This window comes from Streptomyces sp. NPDC085460, assembly GCF_044541975.1.
GTDB lineage: Bacteria > Actinomycetota > Actinomycetes > Streptomycetales > Streptomycetaceae > Streptomyces.
The window spans coordinates 438,006-452,197 of sequence record NZ_JBITTO010000008.1 but is presented as its reverse complement, the minus strand read 5'-3'; the positions used below and the strand labels follow the sequence as shown (position 1 = coordinate 452,197).

Annotated in this window: 15 protein-coding genes; 4 read left to right on the top strand and 11 right to left on the bottom strand. The window is 71.7% G+C overall.

What is annotated here, in order from left to right:
* Positions 1 to 45: 45 nt before the first annotated feature.
* Genes ACIGHB_RS23225 through ACIGHB_RS23215 form a run of 3 tightly spaced genes read right to left on the bottom strand, consistent with a single transcriptional unit; the run spans position 46 to position 2,541 of the window.
* The gene (locus ACIGHB_RS23225) at positions 46 to 1,107 is read right to left on the bottom strand and encodes an ArsO family NAD(P)H-dependent flavin-containing monooxygenase (protein WP_399915559.1); all 1,062 of its coding nucleotides are present in this window, start codon (positions 1,105 to 1,107) and stop codon (positions 46 to 48) included.
* A gap of 43 nt (positions 1,108 to 1,150) precedes the next feature.
* Positions 1,151 to 2,236 carry an ACR3 family arsenite efflux transporter gene (gene arsB, locus ACIGHB_RS23220; protein WP_399915557.1) on the bottom strand — a complete coding sequence of 362 codons (1,086 nt, stop codon included), beginning with the start codon at positions 2,234 to 2,236 and terminating at the stop codon, positions 1,151 to 1,153.
* Positions 2,233 to 2,541, bottom strand: a complete 309-nt coding sequence (locus ACIGHB_RS23215; protein ID WP_399915556.1) for an ArsR/SmtB family transcription factor — start codon at positions 2,539 to 2,541, stop codon at positions 2,233 to 2,235. The genes arsB and ACIGHB_RS23215 overlap by 4 nt, the downstream gene beginning before the upstream one ends.
* Positions 2,542 to 2,615: 74 nt before the next feature.
* Between ACIGHB_RS23215 and ACIGHB_RS23210 the strand changes: the two genes are divergently transcribed.
* On the top strand, positions 2,616 to 3,047 hold the full coding sequence (locus ACIGHB_RS23210; protein WP_399915554.1) for an arsenate reductase ArsC: 432 nt from the start codon (positions 2,616 to 2,618) through the stop codon (positions 3,045 to 3,047).
* A gap of 7 nt (positions 3,048 to 3,054) precedes the next feature.
* The gene (trxB, locus tag ACIGHB_RS23205) at positions 3,055 to 4,059 is read left to right on the top strand and encodes a thioredoxin-disulfide reductase (protein ID WP_399915552.1); all 1,005 of its coding nucleotides are present in this window, start codon (positions 3,055 to 3,057) and stop codon (positions 4,057 to 4,059) included.
* 85 nt (positions 4,060 to 4,144) lie between these two features.
* Here the strand turns inward: trxB and ACIGHB_RS23200 are convergent, their stop codons facing one another.
* The 3 genes from ACIGHB_RS23200 to ACIGHB_RS23190 are packed head-to-tail and all read right to left on the bottom strand — an operon-like array spanning position 4,145 to position 7,635.
* Positions 4,145 to 4,894, bottom strand: coding sequence for an ATP-binding cassette domain-containing protein (locus ACIGHB_RS23200; protein WP_399915550.1), 750 nt, complete (start codon positions 4,892 to 4,894; stop codon positions 4,145 to 4,147).
* Complete coding sequence (gene pstC / locus ACIGHB_RS23195) at positions 4,882 to 6,714, bottom strand: phosphate ABC transporter permease subunit PstC (RefSeq protein WP_399915548.1); 1,833 nt, start codon at positions 6,712 to 6,714, stop codon at positions 4,882 to 4,884. The genes ACIGHB_RS23200 and pstC overlap by 13 nt, the downstream gene beginning before the upstream one ends.
* A gap of 3 nt (positions 6,715 to 6,717) precedes the next feature.
* Positions 6,718 to 7,635, bottom strand: coding sequence for a phosphate ABC transporter substrate-binding protein (locus ACIGHB_RS23190; protein WP_399915546.1), 918 nt, complete (start codon positions 7,633 to 7,635; stop codon positions 6,718 to 6,720).
* A gap of 257 nt (positions 7,636 to 7,892) precedes the next feature.
* On the opposite strand from ACIGHB_RS23190, the gene ACIGHB_RS23185 reads away from it, so the two are divergent.
* Positions 7,893 to 8,300, top strand: coding sequence for an ArsR/SmtB family transcription factor (locus ACIGHB_RS23185; protein ID WP_399915544.1), 408 nt, complete (start codon positions 7,893 to 7,895; stop codon positions 8,298 to 8,300).
* 24 nt (positions 8,301 to 8,324) lie between these two features.
* Here the strand turns inward: ACIGHB_RS23185 and ACIGHB_RS23180 are convergent, their stop codons facing one another.
* From ACIGHB_RS23180 to ACIGHB_RS23160, 5 genes are read right to left on the bottom strand one after another with little or no spacing between them, the layout of a single operon-like run.
* Positions 8,325 to 9,032: a hypothetical protein gene (locus ACIGHB_RS23180; protein ID WP_399915542.1), complete on the bottom strand. Its 708-nt coding sequence runs from the start codon at positions 9,030 to 9,032 to the stop codon at positions 8,325 to 8,327.
* A complete protein-coding gene (locus tag ACIGHB_RS23175) occupies positions 9,029 to 9,382 on the bottom strand; it encodes a hypothetical protein (RefSeq protein WP_399915540.1) in 354 nt (117 codons plus the stop codon). Before ACIGHB_RS23175 ends, ACIGHB_RS23180 begins: the two co-directional genes overlap by 4 nt.
* On the bottom strand, positions 9,379 to 10,902 hold the full coding sequence (gene gpmI / locus ACIGHB_RS23170) for a 2,3-bisphosphoglycerate-independent phosphoglycerate mutase (RefSeq protein ID WP_399915539.1): 1,524 nt from the start codon (positions 10,900 to 10,902) through the stop codon (positions 9,379 to 9,381). Before gpmI ends, ACIGHB_RS23175 begins: the two co-directional genes overlap by 4 nt.
* On the bottom strand, positions 10,899 to 12,200 hold the full coding sequence (gene aroA / locus ACIGHB_RS23165; RefSeq protein WP_399915537.1) for a 3-phosphoshikimate 1-carboxyvinyltransferase: 1,302 nt from the start codon (positions 12,198 to 12,200) through the stop codon (positions 10,899 to 10,901). Before aroA ends, gpmI begins: the two co-directional genes overlap by 4 nt.
* 34 nt (positions 12,201 to 12,234) lie before the next feature.
* Positions 12,235 to 12,744 (bottom strand): hypothetical protein, encoded by a 510-nt coding sequence (locus tag ACIGHB_RS23160; protein WP_399915535.1) that lies wholly within the window; start codon positions 12,742 to 12,744, stop codon positions 12,235 to 12,237.
* Positions 12,745 to 13,081: 337 nt separating this feature from the next.
* Here ACIGHB_RS23160 and ACIGHB_RS23155 point away from each other — a divergent pair, with 337 nt between their 5' ends.
* Entirely contained in the window at positions 13,082 to 14,065 is a 984-nt protein-coding gene (locus ACIGHB_RS23155; protein ID WP_399915533.1) for a helix-turn-helix transcriptional regulator, read from the top strand.
* Positions 14,066 to 14,192 lie beyond the last annotated feature (127 nt).

Here is a 14,192-nt window from a genome sequence, read left to right as displayed (position 1 = left end):
GGTGGGGGACACGGTGCTGTTGGAGCGCCGCAGCCGGGTCGTCGGTTAGCGCAGGAGCTCGGCGATCGCGCGGGCGGCGTCGCGGGCGGGGCGGCCGACGCCGATGAGGGTGGCGGAGGCGGGGCCAGTCCAGTCGCCGTAGCCGAGGAGGTGGAGGCGGGGTTCGGCGAGGGCCCGGGTGCCGGCGGTGGGGATGCGGCCTCGGGGGCCGCGCAGGCCGAGCGGGGCGAGGTGGGAGAGGGCGGGGCGGAAGCCGGTGCACCAGATGATCGTGTCGGCGTCCGCTGTGGTGCCGTCGGGCCATTCCACGCCGGTCGCGGTGAGGCGGGTGAACATGGGCTGGGGTTTGAGGAGTCCGGTGTCGCGGGCGGTGCGGACCGGGGGGACGGCGACGATGTCGCCGAGGGAGGCGACGCCGCTGGTGTCGGTTCGTCCTTCGTCGAGGGCCTTGCGGCGGGCGGTGGCGTGGTCGAAGAGGGCGCGGCCGTCGATGTCGTCGGCGAGGTAGCGGGGTTCGCGGAGGGTGACCCAGGTCAGGTCGGACTCGTACGCGAGGTCGGCGGCGATCTGGGCGGCGGAGTTGCCGCCGCCGACCACGATCACCTTCCGTCCGGCGAAGTCGGAGGGCCGCGCGTACTCCACGGTGTGGAGCTGAGTGCCCTGGAACCCCGTGCGGCCGGGGATGGCGGGGATGAAGGGGCGGGACCAGGTGCCCGTCGCGCTGATGACCGCGCGGGCCCGCCACGTACCGGAGGTGGTCTCGACGCGGAGGCGTTCGCCGTCGCGGTGGACGCCGGAGACGCGTACGGGGCGGTGGACCGGGAGGTCGTAGCGCTGCTCGTAGTCGGTGAGGTACGCGACGACGTGGGCCGCGTCGGGGTACGTCTCGCCCGGCTGCGGGGGCATGAGGCGGCCGGGGAGGGAGGAGTACGCGGCGGGGGAGAAGAGGTGGAGGGAGTCCCAGGTGTGCTGCCAGGCGCCGCCGGGGGCCGTGTCGGCGTCCAGGATCACGAAGTCCAGGCCGGCCCGGCGCAGGTGGTAGCCGGCGGCGAGGCCCGCCTGGCCTCCGCCGATGACGACCACGTCGGTGGTGCGGTGCTGGGGCATGCCCGGGTCCCTTCTCGGTGGCGGCGGTCGCGTAGGGCGGGGGCTACCGCTGGGCGGTCGTGAACTTCCTGCGCCAGGCCAGGGACACGTAGACGAGCGCGACGAGGACGGGCACCTCGATGAGGGGGCCGACGACGCCGGAGAGTGCTTGGCCGCTGGTCACGCCGAATGTGGCGATCGCGACGGCGATGGCGAGCTCGAAGTTGTTGCCGGCCGCCGTGAAGGCGAGGGTCGCCGTGCGGTCGTAGTGCAGGCCGATGGCCTTGCCCAGCGCGAAGGTACCGAACCACATGATCGCGAAGTAGACGAGCAGAGGGAGCGCGATGCGGGCGACGTCGAGTGGCTGCGAGGTGATCGTCTTCCCCTGGAGGGCGAAGAGGATCACGATGGTGAAGAGCAGGCCGTAGAGGGCCCACGGGCCGATCTTCGGCAGGAACTTCGCCTCGTACGACTCCCGGCCCATCCGCTTCTCGCCGATACGGCGGGTGAGGAACCCGGCGACGAGCGGGACGCCGAGGAAGATGACCACGTTCAGCGCGATCTTCCACATGGAGATGTCGAGGGTCTCGCCCTCGCCCAGGCCGAGCCATCCGGGGAGGATGTCGAGGTAGAACCAGCCCAGCAGGCCGAAGGCCAGGACCTGGAAGACCGAGTTCAGCGCCACCAGGACGGCCGCCGCCTCGCGGTCGCCGCAGGCGAGGTCGTTCCAGATGATGACCATGGCGATGCAGCGGGCGAGGCCGACGATGATCAGGCCGGTGCGGTACTCGGGCAGGTCCGGCAGGAAGATCCACGCGAGCGCGAACATCACCGCCGGGCCCAGGACCCAGTTGATGACCAGCGACGACACCATGAGCTTCTTGTCGCCGGTGACGGCGTCGAGACGGTCGTAGCGGACCTTCGCGAGGACCGGGTACATCATGATCAGCAGGCCGACGGCGATGGGGAGCGAGATTCCCCCGATCTCGACCTTCGCGAGCGCGTCGTTCAGGCCGGGGATGAGTCGCCCGAGCCCGAGGCCCAGCGCCATGGCGAGCACGATCCAGACAGCGAGGAAGCGGTCGAGCGTCGACAGTTTCGCGACCACGGACTTCTCGGGGCTCGTGGTCGTGGGGGCGGCGGGGGTCACGGGCAGGACCTCTTGGTGTCGGCGTTGGCGCGGGTGGTCTCGGCGAGCGCGGTGAACTGGCCGGCGAGCGTGTCGAGGACCTCGGGCTTCAGTCGGTAGTACGTGAACCGGCCGCAGGGCTCGGTCTCCACCACGCCCGCCTCGCGCAGCACCTTGAGGTGGTTGGAGAGGTTGGTCTGTCTGGCCCCTGTCTCCTCCACCAGGTGCGTGGTGCACAGGGTCTCGCGGGCCAGCAGGGTCACGATCTGGAGCCGCAGCGGGTCGGCGAGGACCTTCAACAGCTCAGTGTCGACTGACGTCAGCATGGGGTGATACTTTCACATCATTGAGGGCTGATGCCAGCCCAGGCTGATACCTGCCTGCTGTGAAGGAAGAACCGATGTCCGAGACCCCGCTCGCGTCCGTCCTGTTCGTCTGCGTCCACAACGCGGGGCGTTCCCAGATGGCCGCCGGCTTCCTCCGTCACGTCGCGGGCGACCGGGTCGAGGTGCGCTCCGCCGGGTCCCTCCCGGGGGATCAGGTCAACCCGGCCGCCGTGGCCGCCATGGCCGAGCTCGGCATCGACATCTCCGACCAGCTGCCCAAGGTGCTCACCACCGAGGCCGTCCAGGCGTCCGACTACGTCATCACCATGGGCTGCGGCGACGCCTGCCCGTACTTCCCCGGCAAGACCTACCTCGACTGGGTCCTGGAGGACCCGGCCGGCCAGGGGGTCGAGGCCGTCCGTCCCATCCGGGACGAGATCAAGGGGCTCATCGAGGGCCTCGTCGCGGAGATCGACTCCACGACCGCCGAGAAGCAGGAGAACTGACCTCACCATGACGACCACCACGACCGGTGCGCGGGACGACGTCCGCGAGGTCATCATCATCGGCTCCGGCCCCGCCGGGTACACCGCCGCGCTCTACACGGCCCGCGCCCAACTGAAGCCGCTGCTGTTCGGCAGCTCCATATTCGTCGGCGGCTCGCTCACCACGACCACCGAGGTCGAGAACTTCCCCGGTTTTCCCGAGGGCATCGACGGCCCGGACCTCATGGACGACATGCGGGCCCAGGCCGTGAAGTTCGGCGCCGAGATGATCGACGACGACATCGTCTCCGTCGACCTCACCGGTGACGTCAAGCTCCTCACCGACTCCGCCGGCACCGTCCACCGCGCCAAGGCCGTGATCATCGCCACCGGCTCCGGCTACCGCAAGCTCGGCCTCCCCAAGGAGGACGAACTGTCCGGCCGTGGCGTCTCCTGGTGCGCCACCTGCGACGGCTTCTTCTTCCGCGACCGCGACATCGTTGTGGTCGGCGGCGGCGACACCGCCATGGAGGAGGCCACCTTCCTCACCCGCTTCGCCCGCTCGGTCACCGTCGTCCACCGCCGCTCCACCCTGCGCGCCTCCAAGACCATGCAGAACCGGGCCTTCGCCGACGACAAGATCTCCTTCGCCTTCGACAGCGAGGTCGCCGAGATCAAGGAGACCGACGGCATGCTCTCCGGCGTCGTCCTGCGGGACGTCCTCACGGGCGAGACCCAGGAGCTGGACGCGACCGGCCTGTTCATCGCCATCGGCCACGACCCGCGCACCGAACTCTTCGCCGACCAGCTCGAACTCGACGCCGAGGGCTATCTGAAGACGCGGTCCCCCTCGACCCGTACGAGCCTTCCGGGCGTTTTCGGCGCCGGCGACGTCGTCGACCACATCTACCGGCAGGCGATCACCGCGGCCGGCTCCGGCTGCGCCGCCGCCCTGGACGCCGAGCGGTATCTGGCCGCCCTCGGTGACGTGCGGGACGACCTGGCGGAGGTCCTCGCGCCGGTCACCGGATGAGTCCGGCAGCCGGATGACAGACGCCGGGCCCGGTCCGTCGTGCTTTCCTCACGACGGACCGGGCCCGGTATCAGGGCACCGGTGTTCAGACCGACACCGGCGACGGCGCGCAGACCTCCGGCAGCTCGATGCGGACCGTACGGTCGCAGAGCCGGTCCACCTGGGCCGGGTCGTGCGAGACGAGCAGGACCGTGCGGTTGCCGCGCAGGGCCGCCACCGACTCCTCGACCGTGTCCCGGCTCCGCTCGTCCAGCGCGCTGGTCGGCTCGTCCAGGAGGAGGGCCGCCGGTTCCAGGGCGAGGGCTCGGGCCAGGCAGAGGCGCTGCCGCTGCCCGTTGGAGAGGTTCTGCGCCGGGGTGTCCAGGCGGTTGCAGACCTCGCCCCACAGGCCCGCCTCCCGCAGCGCCTGCTCCACCCGGTCGCGCAGCTCCGTCCGGGAGGCCCGTACGAGATGCCGCAGGCCGAACAGGGCGTTGTCCAGGATGCTGCCGCCGAAGACCACGGGGGTCTGCGGGACCAGGACGACCGTGCTCCGCAGGTCGGCGTCGCCCCTGCCGTAGCGGACCGGTCGGCCCAGGACCTCCACCTCGCCCTCGCGGCGCAGGCCGTGCGGCAGGAGGTCGACCAGGGCGCGCAGCACCGTCGACTTGCCGGCTCCCGAAGGGCCGCACAGGCCGGTCGTCGATCCGGCGGGCAGTTCGAAGGTGACCGGGCCGACCAGTCGCTTCTTTCCGTCCAGGACCCGGAGGTCGCGGACGGCGATCACGTTCTCGGCGTCCGGGCCGCCCGCCTTCCCGTCCGGGGCCGTCGCGTCCGTCCTCGTCACGTCGTCCATCGTCGTGCTCCTTCGAAGCGGTTGCGCAGGAGGACCGCCAGGGTGAGGAGGCTCGCGGTGATCAGGACCAGGACGAGGGCGGTGCCCCATGCCTGGGCGATCGCCTCGGGGGCGCCCGAGTCCTGCGACAGGGTGAAGATGTGGGTGGGCAGGGCTTGGACCGGAGCGTCGACGACGCCGGTCGGGAGGGCCGGTGCGCCGAAGAACACCGTGGCGGTGAAGATCAGCGGAGCCGTTTCGCCGGCCGCGCGGGCCAGGCCGAGCAGCAGTCCGGTCAGTGTGGCCGGCCAGGTGTAGGGGATCACCACGGAGCGGATGTACTGGGCGCGGGTCAGCCCCAGGGCCAGCGCGGCCTCGGTGAGTTCGCCCGGCATGCCCTTGATGCGGCCGGCCGTCGTGAGGGCGACCACGGGGACCACCACCGGCACCAGGACCAGGGCGCCTGCCAGCCAGGACCGGCCCCAGCCCATGGTCGTGCAGAACAGCACGTAGCCGGCGAGGCCCAGCAGGATGGTGGGCGTTCCGCCGACGGCCACGGTCAGCGTCTCCAGGACCCGTGAGGTCTTCGCGGAGGCCCGGGTGCCGATCACGACGCCGGCTCCGTAGCCGAGCGGCAGGGCAATCAGCGCGGTGGCGGCCAGCAGCAGGAGCGTGCCCACGATCTGGTCGCGGATGCCTCCGTCGGAGGCGCCCGCGGACGGGGTGAACCAGAAGACCGGGTTGAGCGCCGCGCCGCCGCGGGCCAGCAGGATGCCGACCATGCCGAGCAGCAGGGCGGTCGGCAGCAGCAGGGCGCCGTAGCGGACGGCGGTGGTCAGCCGGTCCTTGGGGCCGCGCATCCACGCGGAGGTCCGCCGGACACGCGGTCCGCGCCGGACGCCGGCCGAGGAGCCACGAGTGCCCCACACGGTGGCGGCGGCGACCAGGGCCAGCAGGATGATGCCCAGGCCGCACAGAGCCGCGAAGTACGGGCCCGAGGTGCCGGCGAGCATCGGCTCGGGGCCGGCCAGTTTCGTGGTGAGGGTCTGGCCGGGACGGACGAGGGAGGAGAAGAACTCCCCGAACGACTGCGGGAGGCGTCCGTCGGCGCGGCCGATCACCATGAAGACGGCGATCGCCTCGCCGAGCGCCCGGGCCAGGCCGAGCAGGACTCCGGCGCGCATGCCCGACCGCGCCTGCGGCAGGACCGCCGAGCGGACGACCTCCCGGCGGGTCAGGCCGAGGGAGTACGCGGCCTCCCGGTAGCGGCCGGGGACGGCGGCCAGGGCGTCCACGCTGACCGCCACGATCGTCGGCATGATCATCACGGCGAGGACGATTCCGGCGGCGAGGATGCTGTCGCCGCCCGGCACATCGCCGAGGCCGGCGACGAAGGGCCTGATCACCATGATGCCGATCAGGCCGTAGACGATGGAGGGGACCGCCGCGAGGAGTTCGATGCTCAGGCGCAGCGGCTTCGCGAGGCGGGGCGGGAGGTACTCGGACAGGGCGACGGCCGCCGCCCAGCCGACCGGGACGGCCAGCACCAGGGCGAGGACGCAGACGACCGCCGAGCCGTAGATCATCGCCAGGCCGCCGAAGGCGAGGTTGCCCGGGCTCCAGACGGAGCCGGTGAGCAGGGCCCCCCAGTCGACGGTGCCGCTCGCGATGCCGTCGGCCAGGTAGCCGACCAGGACCACGAGAGCGAGGACGACGGACAGGACGCCGCTGTAGGCCCAGCCCCAGACCCACCTCGCCCGGCCGGGGCGACCGCCCTCCAGGGGCAGCCGCGACGCGGCGGTTCCGGGCGCCTCGGCGAGGCGCTCCAGAGTCAGGCTCATCGGTCAGAGCCCCATCTGCTCGCGGGTGAGGTAGCCGTGCTTGGGCAGCAGCTTCTGGCCCTCGGCCGACAGGATGTAGTCGATGTACTGCTTGGCCGCGCCCTTGGGCTGCCCGTTGGTGATCATGTACAGCGGGCGGGTCATCGGGTACTTGCCGGAGGCCACGTTCTCGTTGGTCGGAGCGACGCCGTCCAGGGGAACGGCGACCAGGTCCGCGTGCCCGTCGATGAAGCCGGTCGACAGAGGGGCGATGGAACCCCGGGTGGACTTCAGCTTGTTACGGGTCTCGGTGTTGCCGCCGACGACGGCGTAGTTCGCGGACTGCGGCGGGGCCGGCGGCTCGCCCTTGCCGTAGACGAACTTGTCGAGGACCTCGCGGGTGCCGCGGCCGGGCTCCTTGTCGTAGACGAAGACCTGGAGGTCAGGACCGCCGACCTCCTTCCAGTTGGTGATCTTTCCTTCGAAGAGGCCCTGCACCTGCGCCTTGGAGAGGCTCTTCACTCCGGCGTCGGCGACCTCCTTGGTGATGATGACGCCGACCGCGTCCGCGCCGATCTGCGTGGTGACGAAGTCGGCCTCGGGGTACGCCTTGTGGTCCTTGTCGGCGAGGGGCTTGGAGCTCAGGGCGATCTCGATCTGGCCGGTGCCGAGCTGGGAGATGCCGCCGGCGGAACCACCCTGGGTGGCGACGGTGATGTTCAGGCCCTTCGCCTTCAGCGCCTCGGCGGCGTCGGAGGCGACCGGGGCGACGGTGGTGGAGCCGCTGGCCTGGAGGGCGCCGGAGTCGGCCTTGGCGGATCCGGCGCAGCCGGTGAGGACGGCGGCGAGGAGGAGGCCGGCGGAGGCGGCCGCGCCCTGGCGGAGGCGGCGCCCGGCGAAGAGCTGCGTGGCGCTGCGGTGTTCGGTGGACATGACAGACATGGCGGTGCCTTTGCGGAAGTGGAAGGAAGGGGAGAAGAGGGTGGGGCGGGTGACCCGGCGGCCCTGTGGGGCCGAGTCTGGTCCCGGGACCGGGGGTGGAGAAGGGGATGGCGCTGGCGGCAACCGCCTGCGGCACCCACCTGCCGCGTGGAGGTGCGGAGCGAGATCCGGATTCCCGTTTAAGGGAAAGCGAACAATGAGTGAACGCGGTGGCCGGTGACTCGGGCGAGCCGAGAGGCGGACGTAGGGTGATCTTCATGCCCGTAGAACAGGTGACCGGCAACTCCTCGGGGCTGCTGCCCTTCATCGACGAGGATCCGACCTGCGGGCCGCCCCTGGAGGTGGATCCGCTGCCCAGGGAACGGGCCGAGGTGCTCGCCCGCCACATGAAGGGCATAGCCGACCCGACCCGGCTGCAGATCCTCAGCGTCCTGCTGGCTGCCCCGGAGGGCGAGGCGTGCGTGTGCGACATGACGCCGCTGCTCGGCCTCGCCCAGCCCACCGTCAGCTACCACATGAAGATCCTCGTGGACGCGGGGCTGGTGAGCCGCAGGAAGCGCGGCACCTGGGCCTGGTACGCGGTCAGGGCCGAGCACCGCGCCGTACTGGACGCGCTGATCTGGGGCGAGGGCGACGGCGACGGAGAGGTTCCGCCCGAGGCGTGACCCCCGCCGGGCCGGGCGGTCGCCTCAGGCGGAGACGGTCGCCCGGGCGGTCACCTCGGCCGTGAAGGCCGTGATCAGCCGGTGGATCCGCCCCTGGCCCGAGACCAGCTCCGGCTGGAAAAGGGTCCCGATGAAGAACGGGTGACCCGGCACCTCGGCGGCCCGCGGCGCGCCCTCGGTGTCCCAGCCGCTGAACAGCACGCCCGCACCCGTCAGCAGCTCGACGAAGTCGGCGTTCAGACCGTACTTGCAGTGATACGTCTCCGTGCTGCGCTCGGCGCCGTCGTACACCGCCGCGAGCCGGCTGCCCGCGGTCAGCAGCAGGGGAGCCTGCTCGCCGGCCAGGCAGCACGTCAGCGGCACGATCAGCGGGGTCGCCGCCTCGGGGTCGTACTGCACGTCGTCCGCGTCGGTGAGACCGGCGACGCTGCGGGCGTACTCGATCAGCGCGTGCTGGAAGCCGCCGCACGTGCCCAGATAGGGGATGCCGTTCTCGCGGGCGTGGCGGACGGCGGCCAGGACGCCGTCCTTGTTCTCGTACGGGGAGCCGGGGACGACCCATATGCCGTCGAAGCCGTCGAACGACTCGGGGCCGGTGAGGGTGTCGGTGGGCACCCACACGGTGTCCACGTCCAGCTCGGCGCGGAAGGCGTCGAGCCGGGCGTGGGCGGGGGACTTGCCGTGGTCCCCGATCAGCGCCACGCGCGGGCGCGGGCCGGTCACGGTGGTCATGCGGTCTGCTCCTGGAGGGTGTCGGAGGCGCGTCCGAGGCGGACGAAGCCGTGGGGGAGGAGGCGGGCGACGAGCCTGCCGTCGCGCTCGGAGGTGGTGGAGGCCCCGCCCAGGAAGAGCAGCGGGCCGGGGCCGTCCGGCAGGAGGGGCTCGGGGAGCAGCTCCTGGGCCTCGTCGGTGAGGTTGGTGACGATCAGCACGTGGGCCGAGCCGTCGGCGCCGGCGCGGACCTCGGCGGCGAGCGCGGCGCCGAGGTCGGGCCGGCTCACCACCGCGTCGTCGGCGAAGGCGCCGGCGAAGCGCGGACCACCGGGGGTGGCGATCGACTCCTGCGGCGGGGCGAGGGTCACAACAGGCTCCGTCCGGTCATGGCCGGGCCGTTCGGGAGGCCCAGCAGGGTGAGCACGGTGGGGGCGATGTCCGCGAGGCTCCCACCGGCGCGGAGGGTGTCGGGCAGGAGCTGCCCGGGAGCGGGGACGACGACCGCCGGGACGGGGTTGGTGGTGTGGCCGCCGTACGGGAGCGGCGTGCCGTCCGGGCCGGGCTTCGTCATGCGCTCGGCGTTGCCGTGGTCGCCCACGAGCAGCACCCAGCGGCCGGCCGCCGCGGCGGCGGCGAGGATCCGCTCCACCTGGCCGTCGGTGAACTCGGCGGCCCGCACGGTGGCGTCGTGGTCGCCGGTGTGACCGACGACGTCGATGTTGGCGAGGTTCGCCGCCACCAGCGCGACGCCGTCGCGGCCCGCGGCCTCGATCACCGCGTCCGCGACCCGGTCGAGGTTCATCTCCGGCCGGGCGGTGTAGTCGGGCGCCGTGTCCGAGGTGATCCGGACGTGCTCCTCGACCTCGCGGCGGCGTTCGTCGCGCCCGTTCAGGTAGTACGTGACGTGCTCGAACTTCTCCTGCTCCGCGATCCGTACGGACCGCAGCCCGGCGGCCTCCAGCTGGTCCGCGAGTCCCCCGGAGGCGTCGGCGCGGCCCACCAGGGCGGGGATGTCCGCCTCGGTGTCGTACTGGGTGAGCGAGAGGATCCGCACGTCGTTGTCGGCCAGGTGCTTGACCAGGTCGTCGGCGAGCTGCTGGATGCGGTCGCTGCGGAAGTTGGCGAAGAGGAGCGCGTCCCCGTCCCGTACGGTCGCCAGCGGTGCGCCCGTGGAGTCGGTGAGCACGGTCGGGACGACCCAGACGTCGCCGTCGCCGGCGCCCGCCAGGACCTGGCCGTGGTCGCGGGCCGTGGCTCCGCGGCCGTCCGCGATCGCCTGGGTGACCTTGGCGGTGAGTTCCAGGTCGCCGCTCTTGTCGAGTGCGTAGCCGCGTCCGGAGACCGTGGCGAGCCGGCCGACGCCGGTGGCGGCGAAGAACTCCTCGACCCGGCCCAGGTAGTGGCCCGCCGTGCGATCGGCGACGTCCCGGCCGTCGGTGACGGCGTGGACCCAGACCCGTCCGACGCCGTGGGCGGCGGCGATCGTCAGCAGCTCCCGGAGGTGGTCGACGTGGGCGTGGATCTGCCCGTCGGAGACCAGCCCGATCAGGTGCAGGGCGCCGTCGCCGACCGCGAGTGCGTCGAGCGCCCCGGTCAGGAGCGGGTTGTCGCGCAGGCCGCCGGTGTCGATCTGCCGCTGGACGAGGACGCTGTCGTAGTCCAGCGGCCGTCCGGCGCCGATGACCATGTGACCGATCTCGGAGTTGCCGACCGTGCCGGGCAGCAGCCCGACGTGTTCGCCGGACGCCTCCACGAGGCCGGAGGGATGCTTGGCCCGGATGCCGTTGAGGAGGGGGGTGGCGGCGACGGCGAGGGCGTTGCCCGGGGCCGGCTCCGCGTGTCCCCAGCCGTCGAGGACGAGCAGGACGCCGTTGCTTCCCCCGCTCATCGCAGGGTGTCCAGGGTCTGCCAGAAGGCGGGGAAGGACTTGGCGACGCAGCCCGGGTCCTTGATGACGACGCCGGGGGTGCGCAGGCCCATGATCGCGAAGGTCATGGCGATGCGGTGGTCGTCGTACGTGTCGATGACGGCGCCGTGCGAGGGGCCGCCGTGGACGGTCATGGCGTCGTCGTACTCGTCGACCTTCACGCCCATCTTCCGCAGCTCGGTGGTCACGGCCGCGATGCGGTCGCACTCCTTCACCCGGAGGCTGGCGATGTTGGTGATGTGGGTCGGGCCCTCGGCGAAGGCGGCGACGGCGGCGAGCGAGGGGACGACGTCGGGCATGGCGTCCATGTCGACCTCGATGCCGCGTAGTTCGCCGCCCCGGACGGTGACGGAGTCGTCGCCGATCTCGGTGTGGGCGCCCATGCGGCCGAGGACCTCGACGAGGCCGACGTCGCCCTGGTGGGAGCGGGAGCCGATGCCGGGGATGGTGACCCGGCCGCCGAGGATCGCGGCGGCGGCGATGAAGTACGACAGGCCCGAGGCGTCCGGCTCGACGACCGCGTGGCCGCCCTTGAAGGACTGCCCGGCGGGCACCTTGAACCAGCGGTGGCCGTCGCGCTCGACGGTGATGCCGTGCTCGGCGAGGGTGGCGAGGGTCATCTCGACGTACGGCTTGGAGACCAGCTCGTCGACGATCTCGATCTCGGTGTCCTGCTGCGCCAGCACGGAGCTGATGAGGAGCGAGGAGGTGTACTGGCTGGAGACGGCGCCGGAGATCTTCGTCCTGCCGCCGACGAAGTTGCCGCCGGTGACGCGGATCGGCGGGGAGCCGTTGCCGCGCACGGCGACCGCGTCGACGCCGAGGCCGGGGAGGGCGGCGAGCAGGTCGCCGAAGGGGCGTTCCTGCATGCGGGTGTTGCCGGTGATGGTGGTGGTGCCTTCGGCGAGGCCCGCCATGGAGATCAGGAAGCGCAGCGGGGTGCCGGCACCGCCGACGAAGATCTCCTCCTGCGGGGCCGTCATCGGCTTGCCCGTCGGGGTGAAGGAGATCCGGTTGTTCTCGTGGTCGATCTCGGCGCTGACGTGCCCGAAGGACTCGACGGCCCGGGTGAAGTAGACGGTGTCGTCGGAGAGCAGGGCGCCGTCGATCACGCCCTCCTTGCCGGACAGGGCCGCGACGGCGATCTGCCGGTTCGTGTAGCTCTTCGAGCCGAGGACCTTCACGTCGTGGTCGATGCCGGCCAGTGTCTCGACGGCGAGCTCTTCGGCCTTGAGGCGGGGGTCGTTGATGCCGCTCATGGGGTGGTTCTCCTCGCAGGAAGTGTGATCTGCGTCACACGGAAAGGGGGCCCAAGCCGGTTCGGGCGTCGGGGAGTTGAGGGGTGGCGATGATCCGCCAATGGGTCAGGGTGGGGCTGGAATTCAGTGCGCGCAGACAGATTTCCCGCGCGGCGGAAATCGCCTCGGACGGGTTGCGTGTGCGGTGAAAGAAGGTCAGCTCGATTCGCCCCGAGGTGATCTGGGCGTGAACATGTTCAAGGTCGTCGGGCGGCGTCGCGGACGCCCAGACGATGTCGGTGACGGTGGCCGCCTCCGGCCTCCGGTGGGCGACGGCATCCGTGGCGACGAGGGTGGCGGTGGCCATCAGCATGGGGCCTCCCGGCTGGAGGCTCACCCCTGGTACGGACCACACGTGCTGTGCCGCCTCGGCCGGAGCGACCTTGGCGTACGCCTCCGCGTGCCGGCACTTGGGGCCGCAGCCGTGCCCGCCGGCCGGCGAGAAGCCCAGGGCGACGGCGGCCGCCCGGTTGGCCAGGCGCAGCATTCTCCGCGCAGCGGACATGGCTGTCCTCCGTGAGTGGGTGGATGAAATCCAGGGAATGGGGGCGCGGCGACGTTTCGGATTCCGCGGTGCGGGACTCGTGCGCGCCTTGTGGACACCAGTCTGCGGGGGTGGCGGGAAGGCCGGAAGGCATATCGGCTGGCATGAACCGCCCCCGGCACCCACCTGCCTGGGTGAGGTGAATTCCGGTCAGGGTGACGTGCTCGCCCGCCTCGCCCGCAGGCTGACCGCACTGTGAACAAGTCTTGTCGCCTCACCTCTGACCTGCAAAGATCGGCGCTCGCCAATGGGTTACCGAGTTCGTCTCGGATATCGAGACGCAGACCGGGGGGAAGCTGTGCTGGCGAGTTTGGGCCTGGATGTGGGCGCGGAGTCGGTCTACCGGACGATGCTCACGCAGCAGGACTGGGGCGTGGCCGAGATCGCGCGCCACCTGTCCCTCTCCGAGGCGGACGTACGGGAGGCCCTGGACCGGCTCGCCGAGCTCAATCTGCTCCGCCGCTCCCTCCAGGCTCCCGGTGGCCTGCGCCCGGTCAGCCCCAATCTGGGCTTGCAGCTCCTGCTCCAGCGCCAGCAGGCGGAACTCCTCGCCCAGCAGAAGCAGTTCGCCGAATCGCAGGCCGCCATCAGCACCCTGCTCGCCGAGTACTCCGAACTGCGCACCGGCGAGCGGCACGGCGTCGAGTACCTCCAGGGCATCGACGCCATCCAGGCCCGACTGGAGGAACTGGCCCACCGCAGCACCAGCGAGTGCCTGTCCTTCATGCCGGGCGGCGCCCAGTCCGCGGCGAGCCTGGAGGCCAGCCGGCCGCTCGACGCGGACCTGATGCGGCGGGGCGTGCGACTGCTCACCGTGTACCTGGACAGCGTCCGCAACGACAACCCCACGGTGGAGTACGCCCACTGGCTGCACGAGAACGGCGGCGACGTGCGCACCGCCCCCGCCCTCCCGCTGCGCATGGTGCTCTTCGACCGCGAGGTCGCCCTCCTGCCCGTCGACCCCGACAACACCAGGAAGGGCGCCGTCCAGTTGACCGGACCTGGCCTGATGACGGCCCTGGTCGCGTTGTTCGACCAGGTGTGGGAGTGCGCGGCGCCGCTCGGCAGCGTCCGCGACCGGGACGACGTCGGCCTCACCGCGCAGGAGCGTGAGCTGCTCCGCCAGCTGACGCAGGGCGCCACCGACGAGATCGCCGCGAAGAAGCTCGGCATCGGGCTGCGTACGGAACGCCGGATCGTCTCCGACCTGATGGGCCGGCTGGGCGCGCGCAGCCGCTTCGAGGCGGGAGTCCTCGCGACCAAGGCGGGCTGGACGGACTGACCCCGAGACGGTGCGCACACCCCACTGACCCGAGCGAGTGCGCACACAGGACCGGCCCGGTGCGTGGGGGACGCACCGGGCCGGTCTGTGGGGGTGTGGAGTCGTGGCTCGGGTCGGGGCCGCTCGG